Annotated in this window: 13 protein-coding genes; 4 read left to right on the forward strand and 9 right to left on the reverse strand. The window is 63.8% G+C overall.

The window, feature by feature from the left end:
- Window positions 1-78 precede the first annotated feature (78 nt).
- Entirely contained in the window at window positions 79-891 is an 813-nt protein-coding gene (locus NWI_RS08555) for a phosphatase PAP2 family protein (RefSeq protein WP_011314898.1), read from the reverse strand.
- A 237-nt stretch (window positions 892-1,128) separates the two neighbouring features.
- Here NWI_RS08555 and NWI_RS08560 point away from each other — a divergent pair, with 237 nt between their 5' ends.
- Complete coding sequence (locus NWI_RS08560; protein ID WP_011314899.1) at window positions 1,129-1,431, forward strand: hypothetical protein; 303 nt, start codon at window positions 1,129-1,131, stop codon at window positions 1,429-1,431.
- Window positions 1,432-1,694: 263 nt separating this feature from the next.
- Here NWI_RS08560 and NWI_RS08565 read toward each other — a convergent pair whose 3' ends face one another.
- The 3 genes from NWI_RS08565 to epmA form a co-directional block, all read right to left on the reverse strand.
- Entirely contained in the window at window positions 1,695-1,955 is a 261-nt protein-coding gene (locus NWI_RS08565; protein WP_011314900.1) for a hypothetical protein, read from the reverse strand.
- 108 nt (window positions 1,956-2,063) lie between these two features.
- The gene (locus NWI_RS08570; RefSeq protein ID WP_011314901.1) at window positions 2,064-3,164 is read right to left on the reverse strand and encodes a lysine-2,3-aminomutase-like protein; all 1,101 of its coding nucleotides are present in this window, start codon (window positions 3,162-3,164) and stop codon (window positions 2,064-2,066) included.
- Window positions 3,161-4,204 (reverse strand): EF-P lysine aminoacylase EpmA, encoded by a 1,044-nt coding sequence (epmA, locus tag NWI_RS08575; RefSeq protein WP_011314902.1) that lies wholly within the window; start codon window positions 4,202-4,204, stop codon window positions 3,161-3,163. Before epmA ends, NWI_RS08570 begins: the two co-directional genes overlap by 4 nt.
- 144 nt (window positions 4,205-4,348) lie before the next feature.
- Between epmA and efp the strand changes: the two genes are divergently transcribed.
- Entirely contained in the window at window positions 4,349-4,915 is a 567-nt protein-coding gene (efp, locus tag NWI_RS08580) for an elongation factor P (RefSeq protein WP_011314903.1), read from the forward strand.
- A 69-nt stretch (window positions 4,916-4,984) separates the two neighbouring features.
- Complete coding sequence (locus NWI_RS08585; protein WP_011314904.1) at window positions 4,985-6,208, forward strand: lytic murein transglycosylase; 1,224 nt, start codon at window positions 4,985-4,987, stop codon at window positions 6,206-6,208.
- Window positions 6,209-6,249: 41 nt separating this feature from the next.
- On the opposite strand, the gene recJ is transcribed toward NWI_RS08585, so the two are convergent.
- The 5 genes from recJ to NWI_RS08610 form a co-directional block, all read right to left on the reverse strand.
- The gene (recJ, locus tag NWI_RS08590) at window positions 6,250-8,091 is read right to left on the reverse strand and encodes a single-stranded-DNA-specific exonuclease RecJ (protein WP_011314905.1); all 1,842 of its coding nucleotides are present in this window, start codon (window positions 8,089-8,091) and stop codon (window positions 6,250-6,252) included.
- A 51-nt stretch (window positions 8,092-8,142) separates the two neighbouring features.
- Complete coding sequence (glpX, locus tag NWI_RS08595) at window positions 8,143-9,138, reverse strand: class II fructose-bisphosphatase (protein ID WP_011314906.1); 996 nt, start codon at window positions 9,136-9,138, stop codon at window positions 8,143-8,145.
- Window positions 9,139-9,198: 60 nt separating this feature from the next.
- Complete coding sequence (locus NWI_RS08600) at window positions 9,199-10,521, reverse strand: homoserine dehydrogenase (RefSeq protein WP_011314907.1); 1,323 nt, start codon at window positions 10,519-10,521, stop codon at window positions 9,199-9,201.
- A gap of 76 nt (window positions 10,522-10,597) precedes the next feature.
- Complete coding sequence (locus tag NWI_RS08605; RefSeq protein WP_011314908.1) at window positions 10,598-11,815, reverse strand: LL-diaminopimelate aminotransferase; 1,218 nt, start codon at window positions 11,813-11,815, stop codon at window positions 10,598-10,600.
- A 235-nt stretch (window positions 11,816-12,050) separates the two neighbouring features.
- Window positions 12,051-12,356 carry a hypothetical protein gene (locus NWI_RS08610; protein WP_011314909.1) on the reverse strand — a complete coding sequence of 102 codons (306 nt, stop codon included), beginning with the start codon at window positions 12,354-12,356 and terminating at the stop codon, window positions 12,051-12,053.
- 283 nt (window positions 12,357-12,639) lie between these two features.
- Here NWI_RS08610 and phaC point away from each other — a divergent pair, with 283 nt between their 5' ends.
- Window positions 12,640-14,445, forward strand: coding sequence for a class I poly(R)-hydroxyalkanoic acid synthase (gene phaC / locus NWI_RS08615; protein ID WP_041345549.1), 1,806 nt, complete (start codon window positions 12,640-12,642; stop codon window positions 14,443-14,445).
- Window positions 14,446-14,522: the final 77 nt, after the last annotated feature.

A 14,522-nucleotide genomic window follows, 5' to 3' on the forward strand; every position in this document is an offset into this window, starting at 1 on the left:
AAGAAAACGCGTCGGAACAACAATCTGGAGCTTCGCTTCTGATTCAGTCAGAAGCGATAATGATCCGCTGCATCGGCCTCAGGAGTGAAGCGATCGCGCAAGCACCTTTCCCAAGGCTTGCAAGCTCGGGAACAAGTCGAACGCGTCCGCCAGAAAAATGAACAGAAGCGCGTGAACAATATACAGGCGGCCTTCGAACCATGTGAGAGCATGTTCAAACAGGCGTTTTGGGTATGGAAGCGCGGCAAGAATGAAAACAACCGCCGGTCCCAGAACGAACGAACCAAGGATATCGCTCGGATAGTGGAGCCCGACGATGACCCTGGGAATCGCGACGATCAACGCAACCCAGGCAAAGCAGAATAGCCCGGCCGATCGCTTCTCGACGAAAACCAAAGCGGCAAGACTGAAGAATAAGGTCGCCGTGTCGCTGGGGAACGAATTCGTTCGGTCCCACGGTGTTCGCGGAATGACGGTGTCCAGTGGAATTGACGGGTCCAGAATAGGACGTAGGTGCACCGCGGTGTGAAACTGGGACCAGATCGAAAGCATGGTCGCCAGACAGACCCCCAACAGCCCGGCCAACATGCGACCGCGACGCTCCGGCTGTTCGGTGGCGAACCACAGGGCGACAAGGGAAAAAAACACTGGGAATCCCCGGAAAAGCGAATTGTTCGCGAATTCCCAAAGGGTGTCGTTTCCTCCGCCGAATGCATTGAGCGTAAGAAGGATTTCTCGATCGAGGCCGGTAATTGTCATTGTTGTTGATTTCGCCGCGTGCAGCCGGACATGAAAATCGGAACGTAAAGCTGCAATTTTCGCGACCGTGCTTTTACGTGCAAACGGGTGCCGGTCAACAACGATTATGGTTGGCCGGTCCGATATCCGCATTCCGTTTAGCGGCCTGTCGCGGCTATCGGAAAGTTGAAGGTCGCCAGCGCACGCCGCCGCGCCTCACCCAGCCCCGGAAACGCTCGTTAACCTTTGATTAACCAGAATCCGGCGACGATTCCGTTGGCCTTAATCCGCGCTCCACGGGGTTCATTGGACTCGGCGGGTGCGCGAGGTTCCGGCCCTCGTTCTGCATTGCGGCTCAGAACGCCGCCGCCGTTGGAGTGAGGATTTTTGATGGCAGATAACGACAGCACCATCGCATGGCATCGGGCCCAGTTGAAAAAGCATCGCGAAACTTTGCGCGACATGGAGGTTCGCCGTTTCCGTTTTGGCGAGACCGCGGATCCGCGCGTGCGCGTCGAGACGCTGCGAATGGCGGCCAATCTTCGGCGTAAGATCACCGCGTCCGAGAAGGTCATCGGCGCTTACGAAAAACGTACGCGGCGTCCGCGGACGACCGACTTTCGTAGTCTTGCCAACGTGCAGTGGGGCAACTGGAACAGCGCTCCCTGCAACGGAGAGATTGCGCGGGATTGAACGGCGGGCATCCGTGGTGCTACGGATGGCTTGTGACGCAGAGCGGATTTAGCCGGCCCACGGCATCGTGCCAGCCGGACTGCTCCCAAACCGACGATCGCGGAAAGCCAATGATGGTGACACCCGCGATGATGATGATCATGTCCATCACCCGGCGGTGAACAGTCAGCCCCGGCCCGCACGCAGGCTGATTCCGATCTGAGACCGGTCAAAGCAGAGAATAGAGTCTTCACCGTTTCCATGAGCGGTGAAGACTCCAGGCGTCAGCAGCCGCGACAGATGCTTTTGATTTTGCGCTGGAGAGCTGCATCGGCCGGATCGAGGCGATCCCGGTCCCTCGCGTCCCTGCTGTCCGGAGGCAGGTCGCTCGGGCGCGGCTGACGGTGGCCGATCGGCGTGCTGTCACGCGAAAATCTGTCGATGGTCAAACCGGGTGACGATCCGCTTCCCGATGGATACTGCGCGAGCGCCGCGGGCGCGCCGATCAAAACCGCAGAAACCGCGATCACAGAGATTCTGCTCATCTCGCTGCTCCATTGTCCGCAACTGATACTGGCGAGAACGTTGTGAAGTTTTTCAGCGTTCCGCGGTTGTGCCGGCCTCGCTTGCCCGGCGCGTCAGTCTCTCAGTCTCTATGGCTTCGGCGGATAGAGATGAACGCCGCCACAGTAGTCGGTAATAAGATAGTGCAATTCCGGCCGATGTTCACCTGCTCCGGAGATTAAATCTGAGGGCGACATATAGCCCGGGCCCACCGGCGACTTGCCGTATCCGCCGGGAATATCGAGGACATAATCCGGCTGGCACAGGCCGGATACACGGCCGCGCAGCTCGCGCATCAGGGCTTGCCCCTGTTCCAGCGTGGTCCGCAGATGCGCCGTCCCCGGCGCGAGATCGCCGTGATGCAGATAGTAGGGCTTGATACGGCATTGGACGAAGGCGCGCATCAGCGCCTCCAGCGTCGCCGCGTCATCGTTGACGCCGCGCAGCAGCACCGACTGGCTGACCATGGGAATACCCGCATCGATGATGCGCGCGCAGGCCGCTCGCGCCGCCGCTGTCAGTTCGCGCGGATGATTGGCGTGCAGCGCCAGCCAGGTGGTGGCGCCGTCCGTGCGCAGGGCCGCCGCCATCTCGTCGGTGACGCGCGCGGGATCGGCAACCGGAACGCGCGTATGGATGCGGACGATCCTGACGTGGTCGATGGCGGCCAGCTCGGCCATGATCTCGGCCAGCCGTCGCGGCGACAGCATCAACGGGTCGCCGCCGGTCAGGATCACCTCCCAGACTTCCGGATGCGACCGGATGTAATCGAGCGCCGCCGCGGTCGCTGATTTCGACAGCGCGGTTTCCTTGGCGGGTCCCACCATTTCGCGGCGGAAGCAGAAGCGGCAGTAGACAGCGCAGACGTGAACGAGCTTGAGCAGCACCCGGTCGGGATAACGATGAACGATGCCGTCCACCGGAGAACGCGCGTGATCGCCGATCGGGTCGGCGCGTTCGTACGCTTGCGCCGCCAGTTCATCTGCGCTCGGGAGATACTGCCGCGCGATCGGATCATCAGGATCGGCCGGATCGATCAGGTTCGCCACCTCAGGCGTGATCGCAATCGCATAGCGAGCGGCAACCTTTTCGAGATCGGCCAGAGCCGCGGCCGGCGCGAGACCGTGAGCGATCAGGTCTTCGGGACGCCGCAAGGTCGAAGCGATGCCTTTCGTGATCCGCGCGCTCATGCTTCCTCCGCGGGCGGCGTCCACACCACCTGATCGATTCTCGACGCGCCGCTCGCCAGCATCACCAGCCGATCCAGGCCCAGCGCCACCCCGCCCGCTTCCGGCATTCGGGCGACGGCCGCAAGAAAATCCTCGTCCAGCGGATAGCGCTCGCCGTAGCGGATTTGCTTGTCGTCCATCGCTTGCGCGAAACGGATGCGCTGTTCGGCGGCGTCGGTCAATTCACCGAACCCGTTCGCAAGCTCGACGCCGCAGGCATAGATCTCGAAACGTTCGGCGACGCGGCTGTCGGACGGGCTGATCCGCGCCAGCGCGGCTTCGGGCGCGGGGTAGTCGGACAGCACCGTCAACCGGCCCTGCCCGAGATGGGGCTCGACATGCTCGACCAGCACCTTGCTGAAAATATCCGACCAGGTGTCGTCGTCCGTGATGCGCACCCGCTCCCGCGCGGCTTCCGCCAGAGCCGTGCGATCGCCCTCGCGGCCCACTATCGTATTCAGGAGGTCAATTCCGGCGAAGCGCTCGAACGCCGCCGTGACCGTCAATCGTTCCGGCTCGGCAAGCGGATCGGCCTGCCGGCCGCGAAACGAAAATCTCGGGATGCCGGTCGCTCGCGCGGCGTTGGCGATCACGGTGATACAGTCGGCCATGACCGCCTCATAGGAACCGCCCGCGCGATACCATTCCAGCATGGTGAACTCCGGCAGGTGCAGTACGCCGCGCTCGCGGTCCCGGAACACCCGAGCGAACTCCACGATCTTTTGCTCACCGGCCGCCAGCAGCTTCTTGCAGGCGAATTCCGGGGAGGTGCGCAGGTAGCGCGTGAGGTGATCGCCGGCCGCCGTCGTCAGCGTCGTGCGCGGCGCATGAAGATGGGTTTCGTTGCCCGGCGACACCTGCAGAACACCGGTTTCGACCTCGACGAACCCCTGCGCGTCGAACCATGCCCGTAGAGCCCTGGTCACGGCGCTGCGCGCCTTCAGGAACGGCATCCGGTCCGCGTGCCTCGACTGATCCCACCAGGAAGAGATCCTCTCCATCCATCCTCAGCAATCGACCGGAATCGGCCGCAAAACACTGGCGCCGACGGGCCAAATCAGTATGTTGCGGCCCGAAACCGCTTCAAAGGCCGCAGGACGTTCCGTCCGGACCGGCCTTAAGCCAGAACCTTAGGAAATCCAGCCTTGAGAGTCATCGCCAGTTCTATTCGCAAGGGCAACGTCATCGAGCAAGACGGCAAGCTCTACGTGGTCCTCACCGCGGAGAACATCCACCCCGGCAAGGGAACCCCGGTCAGCCAGATCGAGATGCGGCGGATCAGCGACGGCGTGAAGATTTCCGAACGCTACAAGACCACCGACCAGGTCGAGCGCGCCACCATCGAGGATCACAACTTCACCTTCCTCTATGAAGACGGCGACGGCTTCCACTTCATGAATGCCGAGACCTACGATCAGGTCCAGGTGCCCAAGGATATCGTCGGCAGCGCCGCGCCGTACCTCCAGGAAAACATGGTGGTGAAGCTGTCCCTGCACGACATGGTGCCGGTGGCCATCACGCTGCCGCAGCGGGTGACGCTGGAGGTGGTCGAGACCGAGCCTGTCACCAAGGGGCAGACGGCGTCCTCGTCGTACAAGCCCGCCGTGCTGTCGAACGGGGTCCGCACCGGCGTGCCGCCGCATGTCGCCGTCGGCACCCGCGTCGTGGTGATGACCGAGGACGGCTCCTACGTCGAACGCGCCAAGGATTGAGGAAGGTCCGGGTTCCCGCGACGCAATGAAGCTTTGCTGCGGGATGTTACCCTCCGTTATGCTCGCTGCATGACAGTCCCCGATTCTCACATCCGGCTCAGCCGGCGCGGCGCGCTACGATGTCTCGGAGCGGTGGCGGTGCTTGCGCCCTTCCCTGCTCTCGCCGCCATGCCTCAGGGGTTCGAGCAATGGCGCTACGGCTTCCGCGCCCGCGCGCTGGCCAAGGGGATTTCAAGCGCGACCTGGAGCCGCTGCATGGGCCGGATCGAACCGGACATGAGCGTCTTCAACAAGATGCGCAAACAGCCGGAGTTTCACGAAAAGATCTGGCAGTACATCAACCGCCGCGTCTCTGACTGGCGAATCATCGCCGGCAAGGAAGCCCTGCGGAAGAACGAAGCGCTGTTCTCGCGGATCGAGCGCGATTTTGGCGTCGAGCGCGGCACGCTGCTGGCGCTGTGGGGCGTCGAGACCGCCTTCGGCGATCCGCTGGTGCAGAAGAACCATATGCGCCCGGTGTTTCCTTCGCTGGCGGCGCTGGCCTGGAACGAACCGCGACGGCGTGCCTACTGGGAAACCGAACTCATCAACGCGCTGCGCATCGTGGACAAGGGCTGGAGCACGCCCGAGGAGATGCGCGGCTCGTGGGCCGGCGCGATGGGACACAGCCAATGGATGCCGGAAGTCTGGCTCAACGTCGGCATCGACTATGACCGCGATGGCCGGGTCTCGCCGTTCGGGAAACCCGACGATGCGCTGGGCTCGACCGCGCGCTACCTAATCAAGCGCGGCAAGTATCATCGCGGCGAGCATTGGGGGTATGAGGTGCGCGCGCCCGGCGGCGCGAGCGGCAGCCGCAGCTATGCCGCCTGGGCGGCGGCCGGCGTGCAGCGCGCCGACGGTCAAGTGTTTCCCCAGCCGAACGCGTCGGCCAAGCTCTGGATCCCGGAACCCGGCGGCCCGGCGTTCCTGCTGGGGCCGAACTTCTATGCCGTGCGCAGCTACAATCCGTCCATGAACTACGCACTTTCGATCTGTCATCTCGGCGACCGCATCCTCGGCGCGCCGCCCTTCATCCAGCCCTTCCCCGGATCAGAACGCGCGCTCACGCTCGCGGAGGTGCAGGAGGTGCAGACGCGCCTGACCCAGGCGGGCTTCGACACCGGCGGCACCGATGGACGCGTCGGCAACGACACCATGAAGGCGGTGAAGGATTTCCAGGCTCGCGTCGGATTGCCGCCGGACGGCTATGCGGGCTTGAAGGTGCTGGCGAAGCTGAGACAGGGACTGTAGCTGATCGGGGCGGTAACGCCTGTCTGTTCGTTGTGTCCCTTTTAACGAATTGTCTTCGGTCCCGGATCTGGCGCCGCGACATCCACCACGCGCAACTGCACGCGCTCCGCGCCCTGCCAGCGGTCCACCGCCAGCGATCCCGCGACATGCAACGGCTGGCCCCGCATCCGGGCGAGAGCGTTGCCCAGCGGCTGACCGACCGCGCGAAACGCGATGCCGTTCACGATCGCGCCGTCACCGGACCTGAACCGTAACCGGAGATGCGCCTGCCCGATCTCGTCGGCATGGATCAACTGGTGCGATGGCAACGCCACCACCGGCTCGGGGTTGCCCGCGCCGAACGGTCCCGCGCGATTGAGCGTCGCCACGAATTCGGGCGTCGCCGCCCGCGCGCTGACCGCGCCATCGATGAAAAGCTTGCGGACATGGCGCGACCGCGCGACATCGGCGGCGAGCGCCGTTTCCATATAGGCGCGGAATTCCGCAAGCTGCTCTTTCCGCAACGTCACGCCAGCCGCCATGGCATGGCCGCCGCCCTTGAGCAGCACGCCGTCCGTCACGGCCCGCCGCACCGCCTTGCCGAGATCGACGCCGCCGATGGAGCGGCCCGATCCGGTCCCGATGCCGCCGGGCTCCAGCGCGACAACAAAAGCTGGCCGCGCGAATTTGTCCTTCAGCCGCGACGCCACGAGACCGACCACGCCGGGATGCCAGCCCTCGGAGGCGGTGACGATGACGGAGCCCTTGTCCTCCAGACCGAGCGAGGCCAGCGCCTCGGCTTCGGCCTGCGCTTCGGCCGTCTGTTCGATCACGCGGCGTTCCGCATTGAGACGATCGAGTTCGGCGGCGATCCGCGCGGCTTCGGACACATCGCCTTCCAGCAGCAGCCGTACCCCGAGGTCGGCGCGCCCGATCCGGCCGCCGGCGTTGATGCGCGGTCCCAGCATGAAGCCGAGATGCCAGGCTTCCGGCGGGCCGCTCAGCCGCGCCACATCCATCAGGGCGGTGTGGCCGACATGATCGCGGCGGCGCAGCGCGATCAATCCCTTCGCCACGAAAGCGCGGTTGAGACCGGTCAGCGGCGCGACGTCGGCCACCGTTCCGAGCGCGACGTGATGCAGCATGTCCAGGAGATTCGGTTCGGGCCGCTCGCGGCTCCAGAAACCGCGCTGGCGGAGCTCGCGGTTCAGCGCGACCAGCGTGATAAAAACGAGACCGACGGCCGCGAGATGGCCCAGGCCGGAAAGATCGTCGGGGCGGTTCGGATTAACCAGCGCCTCGACCTCGGGCAGGTCGTCGCCGCATTGGTGATGGTCGATCACGACGACCGACATGCCCCGCTGCCTTGCAACCGCCAGCGGCTCGATACTGGTCGTGCCGCAGTCCACGGTCACCAGCAAGGTCGCGCCCCTGCCCGCGAGCGCGTCGACCGCATCGACATTCGGACCATAGCCTTCGAAAATGCGGTCGGGGATATGGATCAGCGGGTCAAGTCCGCAATGCCGCAGATGCCAGGCGAGTAACGCCGCCGAGGTCGCGCCATCGACGTCATAATCACCGAAGATCGCGACTGTCTCACCGCGCATCGCGGCATCCGCGATCCGCTGCGCGGCGGTCTCCATCTGCGTCACGGTGAAAGGATCGGGCATCAGCCGGCGGATGGTGGGGTCGAGAAAATCCGTGACCGCATCGATGTCGACGCCGCGTCCGGCAATCACCCGCGCCAGCATCTCCGGCAACTGATGCCGTTGTGCGATCGCCAGCGCGCGCGCCGCGCCCCGCGGATCGAGGCGATCGCGCCACAGACGGCCCGTCGCTGAATGCGATACGCCAAGAAAGGCGTCAGGCGCTTCGACAGGCAATGCGGAGGCTGGCAAGGTCATGAGGTCGTCCGTGCCTTGCGATGTCGGCCGGGGGCGACGTCGCCTGCTTTCTCAATTCTGGTCGAACCGGTCCGTCCTGCGATGCTCAGCCTTGATGCGGCGCACGGTGCCGGACGCGGAACGCATCACCACCGTGTCGGTCTCGATCACGTTCTTGCGGAACCGGACGCCGGACAAAAGCGAACCTGATGTCACACCTGTGGCGGCGAACAGGCAATCGCCTTTCGCCATGTCATCGATCTCGTATTTCTTCCTGGGATCCTCGATGCCCATTTGCAGCGCCCGCTCGCGCAGCGCTTCGCTATCGATGATGAGACGGGTCTGCATCTGGCCGCCGATGCAGCGCAGCGCCGCCGCCGACAGCACGCCTTCGGGAGCGCCGCCGCTGCCGAGATAGATGTCAATTCCCGTTCGCGGCTCGGCGGTGTGGATGACTCCGGCGACGTCGCCGTCGCTGATCAGGCTCACCGCGGCGCCGAGCTTGCGCAGCGCGGCGATCTTGGCCGCATGGCGCGGCCGGTCGAGCAGAATGGCGGTGATCTCGGTCGGCTTGACCCCCTTGGCCTTGGCCAGGTTGATGATGTTCTCTTCCACCGGCGCGTCGAGATCCACCGTGCCCTTCGGATAGCCGGGGCCGATCGCGATCTTGTCCATGTAGCAGTCCGGCGCGTGAAGCAGCGTGCCGGCCTCGGCTATCGCAATGGTGGCGATCGCGCCCGGCATGTTCTTGGCGCAGAGGACGGTGCCCTCGAGCGGATCGACGGCGATATCGACCCGCGGGCCGCATGTGTTGCCGACCTTCTCGCCGATAAACAGCATCGGCGCCTCGTCGATCTCTCCCTCGCCGATCACGACCGTGCCGTCGATCGGCAGATTGTTGAGTTCGCGTCGCATCGCATCGACCGCGGCCTGATCCGACGCCTTCTCCATGCCGCGACCGCGCAGGCGCGCCGCCGACACCGCCGCCCGCTCCGTCACCCGCACGACTTCGAGCGTCAGGATACGCTCCAGCACCTGCTGTGACGGAACGGAATTCTGTGTCGGCATCGTTTCAACTCCCTCGGACAGCGCGGAGGCTCCCTGCGTCGGCTGCGTTGGCACGCATGTTCAGTTCTTCTCGATGCGAATGACCTGCGGCCGCCCAGTGATGACCTTGTCAGCCCTCACGGCATGGAGCGCCCGATGCACCGCGTCCTCGCTGGTTGCATAGGTGATCAGCAGAACCGGAACCGGCGAAATCGGCGTGTCGGACTCATCGGTATCCAGCTTGCCGTTGGGATGACGCTGCACGATGGATTCGATCGAGATCTTCTGTTCGGCGAGCCGCGTGGCGATGGTCGCGGCGGTGCCGGCGAAATCGCGCGCCATCAGGCGAATGTAATAGCCGCCCTCGTGGCGCTCCATCGGCGCTTTTTTCGTCTCACGCAGTTTCGTCGAGTGCCGGCCGAACGGCAGCGCGCGGGTGCCGGACGCGACGTCGGCGATATCCGCGACCACGGCGGACGCCGTCGCGGCTCCGCCGGCGCCCGGTCCGACAAGCGTGATCGGGGGGATGCCGTCGCCGTCGATGGTCACCGCGTTGGTGACGCCCATGACCTGTGCGATGGATGATGTCTTCGGCACCATGGTCGGATGCACCCGCTGCTCGATGCCTTTCGAGGTCCGCACCGCGACCCCCAGCAGCTTGACCCGGTAGCCGAGCTCCTCGGCCGCGCGAAGATCCTCCGGCGCGATCGAGGAAATGCCTTCGACATAGACCTCGTTCTGCGCGATGCGCGTGCCGAAAGCCAGGCTCGCCAGGATCGACAGCTTCTGCGCGGTGTCGTGACCGTCGACATCGAACGACGGATCGGCTTCCGCATAGCCCAGGCGCTGGGCGTCCTTCAGGCATTCGGCGAACGACAGGCCCTCCCGCTCCATCCGCGTCAGGATGTAGTTGCAGGTGCCGTTGAGAATGCCGTAGACGCGATTGATCGTCGTGCCCGCAAGCCCTTCGCGCAGCGTCTTGATGACGGGAATTGCGGCGCCGACCGCCGCTTCGTAGTTCAATGCACCGCCGTGCTGCTCGGCGAGAGAAGCCAGCCGCAGGCCGTGCTTGGCGATCAGCGCCTTGTTGGCCGTCACCACCGACTTGCCGGATTTCAGGGCCGCCTCGATCGCGGAATGCGCCGGATCGTCCGAACCGCCCATCAGTTCGACGAAGCAGTCGATGCCGGGATCGTTCGCCAGCGCCAGCGCGTCCCTGGCCCATGCGATGTCGGTCAAGTCGACGTCGCGCTTCCTGGTTTTCGAGCGCGCCGCCACGGCGACGACACGCACCCCGCGTCCGCAGCGCGCCGTGAGCGCGCCTCTTTGCTGCTCGATCAGGCGGACAACAGCCGAGCCGACAGTTCCGAGCCCCGCGATGCCCACTTTCAGTGGTGCGACCATGACAACCCTGCTGGAAACCGGTGTGCGAGGCACACCACCCGAGCGGAAGACCGGAAGGCATTTTCCGGTCTGGCGCCTACCGCCGGTTGGCGAGAGGAACCACGTTGTGCAACGTTTCAATGCCGCTTTCAAGGAAGTGGCGGACGCCGCGGGCGGCCTGGCGAATTCTCTGCTCGTTTTCCACCATGGCGATGCGGACATAGCCTTCGCCATGTTCGCCGAAACCGACGCCGGGCGACACCACGACGCCCGATTTCTCCACCATCAGGGTGGAGAACTGCATGCTCCCGAGGTCGCGGAAGCGTTCGGGCAACGGCGCCCATGCGAACATCGAGGCCTGCGGCGGCGGGATCACCCATCCTGCGCGGCCGAACGATTCAACCAGCGTATCTCGGCGCTTGCGATAGGTTTCGCGCATCTCCCGGATGCAGGTGTCGGGACCGTTCAGCGCCGCCGTGGCCGCCACCTGTACCGGCGTGAAGGCTCCGTAATCGAGGTAGGATTTGACGCGCGCCAGCGCCGCGATGATGCGTTCGTTGCCGACCGCGAAACCGATGCGCCAGCCGGCCATCGAGAACGTCTTCGACATCGACGTGAATTCCACGGTGACGTCGAGCGCGCCGGGCACCTGCAATACGGAAGGCGGCGGGTTGTCGTCGAAATAGACTTCGGAATAAGCGAGGTCGGACAGGATGAAGATCTCGTGCTTCTTCGCGAACGCCACCAGATCCTTGTAGAAATCGAGACACGCCACCTGCGCCGTGGGGTTCGACGGGTAGCAGACGATCAACCCGATCGGCTTCGGAATGGAATGGATGATCGCACGCTCGCAGGCGGCGAAGAATTCCGGCGTTGGCGAGGACGGGACCGAGCGGATCACGCCGCCCGCCATCAGGAAGCCGAAGGCGTGAATCGGGTAGCTCGGGTTTGGACAGAGGATGACGTCGCCCGGCGCGGTGATCGCCTGAGCGACGTTCGCAAAGCCTTCCTTGGAGCCGAGCGTCGCCACGATCTGCGTATCGGGATTGAGCTTCACGCCGAAGCGGCGGGCATAGTAGCCGGCCTGAGCCCTGCGCAGGCCGGTGATTCCGCGCGAGGCTGAATAGCGGTCGGTCTTGGGCTTGCCCAGGGTTTCCTTGAGCTTTTCGATGACATGAGGCGGTGTCGGCAGGTCCGGATTGCCCATGCCCAGGTCGATGATATCGGCTCCGGCGTTCCGGGCGGCCGCCTTGGCGCGATTGATCTGTTCGAAGACGTAAGGCGGCAGACGGCGGATACGATAAAACTCTTCCATGGTCCTGGCTCCAGGCCGGATTGGCGATGCGAGCGTCCTCGCCTCGATGAAGTCAGTGAGACTTCGGTAAATCGTTTGTATTCAATAGCTTGACATACTCAAGCGCCGGTTTGCCGGGGTCGAGGCTTGACGTTCGGGACGCAACCGTCTGCTTGAATCAGCTTCTTTTAACACGGACACCCTGCCCTGCCATCATGTCGCGTGCTTCAGGCGCTGAGGACGACCGCTCACAGGCTTATTGGGGTTCCGCATTCTGCGTGGCGTGAGCCTGACGGTCGCGCGCGTCGATCAGTTCCTTTTCGACTTTCGCCTGCTCGGCGGGATCCATCGCCGCCTGATCTCTTGGAGCTGGAAGGTCATGCACCGCAGGATAGGACGATACGTCACGGGGCCGTTCCGGCGCATCCGACGAAGTCTCGAAATCCGCAATCGATGTCGAGCAGCCTGCGAGCGCGAGCGACATCAACACCGCCAACGCGGCGATGCGGACGGCTACCGGGGCCGCGCGTCTGCTCGTCTGTCCTTGCGATTCTGTCGTCACGGATGCTCACATGGTTCCGTCAAAGCCTGCCGGTATGGAGTTGCTCCATCACACCTGATCGCGGCATGAAATCATCATCGCTTCCAAACCATTAAAAGCTTCGAAATCCCTGCGACCGCGACCACTACAACCGGGTCATCACGGCCCATATATGGCGGGATCAAGGAGTATTGTCGCACTGCACCACATCGAATCGGGCAATGATCCCCAGATTATGTCATGATCGATGCCCGCCAATGGCAACCTACGTGACGGAACGATGAGCAAGCTCCAAGACGCGTCCATGAGCGAGGTATCCGCCGAGGCCAAGCCGACGAAGGGGTTCGACTCCGACGCATTCGCGATGAATCTCGCGAGTGCTATGGAGAACGGCGGCAGGGCGCTGGCCGCGTATCTCAAGGCCCGGGAGCAGAAGCAGACCCCCGACAACCCGCCTACCGAGTTTGCCGAACTGATCAAGACCGTCAGCGCGGTCTCCGAATACTGGCTGTCGGACCAGGCCAGGGCCGTCGATTTACAGGCCCGGCTTGGCAAGTCCTATCTGGAACTCTGGGGTTACGCTGCGCGCCGCCTTGCCGGCGAGGAGGTCGAGCCAGCGATCGAACCCGATCCGCGCGACAAGCGCTTCGCCGACCCGGAATGGCGGTCGAACCTGCTGTTCAACTTCCTGATGCAGGCGTATCTGCTGACGACCAAATGGACCAACGAACTGGTGCGCGACGCCCACGGCCTCGATCCCCATACCCGCAAGAAGGCTGAGTTCTATATCACGCAGCTCACCAACGCGGCCGCGCCGTCCAATTTCGTGATGACCAACCCCGAAGTGCTCCGCGAGACCTTCGCCTCCAACGCCGACAATCTGGCGCGCGGCATGAAGATGCTGGCGGAAGACATCGAGGCTGGCCGGGGCGTGTTGCGCATCCGCCAATCCGACTCCGCTGGACTCGCCGTCGGCGTCAACCTGGCGACGACGCCCGGTAAGGTGATCTACCAGAACGAACTGATGCAATTGATCCAGTATTCACCGAGCACCGAAAACGTGCTGCGGACGCCGCTTTTGATCGTGCCGCCATGGATCAACAAATTCTACATCCTCGATCTCACGCCGGAGAAGTCCTACATCAGGTGGTGCGTGGATCAGGGCATCACCGTGTTCGTGATCTCCTGGGTCAACCCGGACGGACATCTCGGGGAAAAGACCTTCGAGGACTACATGAAGCAAGGTCCGCTGGCCGCGATGGACGCCATCGAAAAGGCCACCGGAGAAACGAAGGTCCATACCGCGGGTTACTGCGTCGGCGGCACCCTGCTTGCCGCCACGCTGGCATGGCTTGCGAACAAGCGGCGGCAGCGCGTGCGGTCGGTGACCTTCTTCGCCGCTCAGGTGGACTTCACCCATGCCGGCGATCTGCTGGTATTCGCCGATGAGGATCAGATCTCCGCGCTCGAACGCGACATGAAGCGGTCCGGCGTGCTGGAAGGCAGCAAGATGGCGATGACCTTCAACATGCTGCGCTCCAACGACCTGATCTGGCCCTACGTCGTCAGCAATTATCTCAAGGGCAAGGCGCCATCCGCCTTCGATCTCCTGCACTGGAATTCAGACGCCACGCGGATGCCGGCCGCCAACCACTCGTTTTATCTGCGCAACTGCTATCTCGAGAACCGCCTTTCAACCGGCTCGATGGTGCTCGACAATACCTTGCTCGACCTTTCCAGGGTCAGGGTGCCGGTCTACAATCTCGCGACCCGCGACGATCACATCGCGCCGGCGGAATCCGTGTTGTACGGCTCGCGTTTTTTTGGCGGGCCGGTGCGCTTCGTTCTGGCGGGATCGGGCCACATCGCAGGTGTGATCAATCCGCCCTCGCGCGGCAAATACCAGTATTGGACCAACGACGGGATCAGCGACAAAACCCTCGCCCAGTGGATGCAGGACGCGCAGGAGCACAAGGGCTCGTGGTGGCCGGACTGGCTCGCATGGCTGCGAAACATCGACGGCAAGGAGGTTCCGGCGCGCGAGGTCGGAACCGGCGCGCTGTCGCCGATCGAGGACGCGCCGGGCAGCTATGTGCGCGTGCGTGCTTGAGATATAGCGCTTTCGAACGAAGATGACCTGATCGCGTGAAGGCAACGTGTCATGGCCGGCACATAAGCCGGGCGTGA

The sequence above is a fragment of the Nitrobacter winogradskyi Nb-255 genome, assembly GCF_000012725.1.
In the GTDB taxonomy this organism is placed as follows: domain Bacteria; phylum Pseudomonadota; class Alphaproteobacteria; order Rhizobiales; family Xanthobacteraceae; genus Nitrobacter; species Nitrobacter winogradskyi.

Bases quoted from the DNA above. Each gene is read 5' to 3' on its own strand.
- recJ (WP_011314905.1), bottom strand. From the start codon at position 8,091: ATGACCTTGCCAGCCTCCGCATTGCCTGTCGAAGCGCCTGACGCCTTT.
- NWI_RS08565 (WP_011314900.1), bottom strand. From the start codon at position 1,955: ATGAGCAGAATCTCTGTGATCGCGGTTTCTGCGGTTTTGATCGGCGCG.
- NWI_RS08605 (WP_011314908.1), bottom strand. From the start codon at position 11,815: ATGGAAGAGTTTTATCGTATCCGCCGTCTGCCGCCTTACGTCTTCGAA.
- NWI_RS08570 (WP_011314901.1), bottom strand. From the start codon at position 3,164: ATGAGCGCGCGGATCACGAAAGGCATCGCTTCGACCTTGCGGCGTCCC.
- glpX (WP_011314906.1), bottom strand. From the start codon at position 9,138: ATGCCGACACAGAATTCCGTTCCGTCACAGCAGGTGCTGGAGCGTATC.
- epmA (WP_011314902.1), bottom strand. From the start codon at position 4,204: ATGGAGAGGATCTCTTCCTGGTGGGATCAGTCGAGGCACGCGGACCGG.
- NWI_RS08585 (WP_011314904.1), top strand. From the start codon at position 4,985: ATGACAGTCCCCGATTCTCACATCCGGCTCAGCCGGCGCGGCGCGCTA.
- NWI_RS08600 (WP_011314907.1), bottom strand. From the start codon at position 10,521: ATGGTCGCACCACTGAAAGTGGGCATCGCGGGGCTCGGAACTGTCGGC.
- NWI_RS08560 (WP_011314899.1), top strand. From the start codon at position 1,129: ATGGCAGATAACGACAGCACCATCGCATGGCATCGGGCCCAGTTGAAA.
- NWI_RS08555 (WP_011314898.1), bottom strand. From the start codon at position 891: ATGCGGATATCGGACCGGCCAACCATAATCGTTGTTGACCGGCACCCG.
- phaC (WP_041345549.1), top strand. From the start codon at position 12,640: ATGAGCGAGGTATCCGCCGAGGCCAAGCCGACGAAGGGGTTCGACTCC.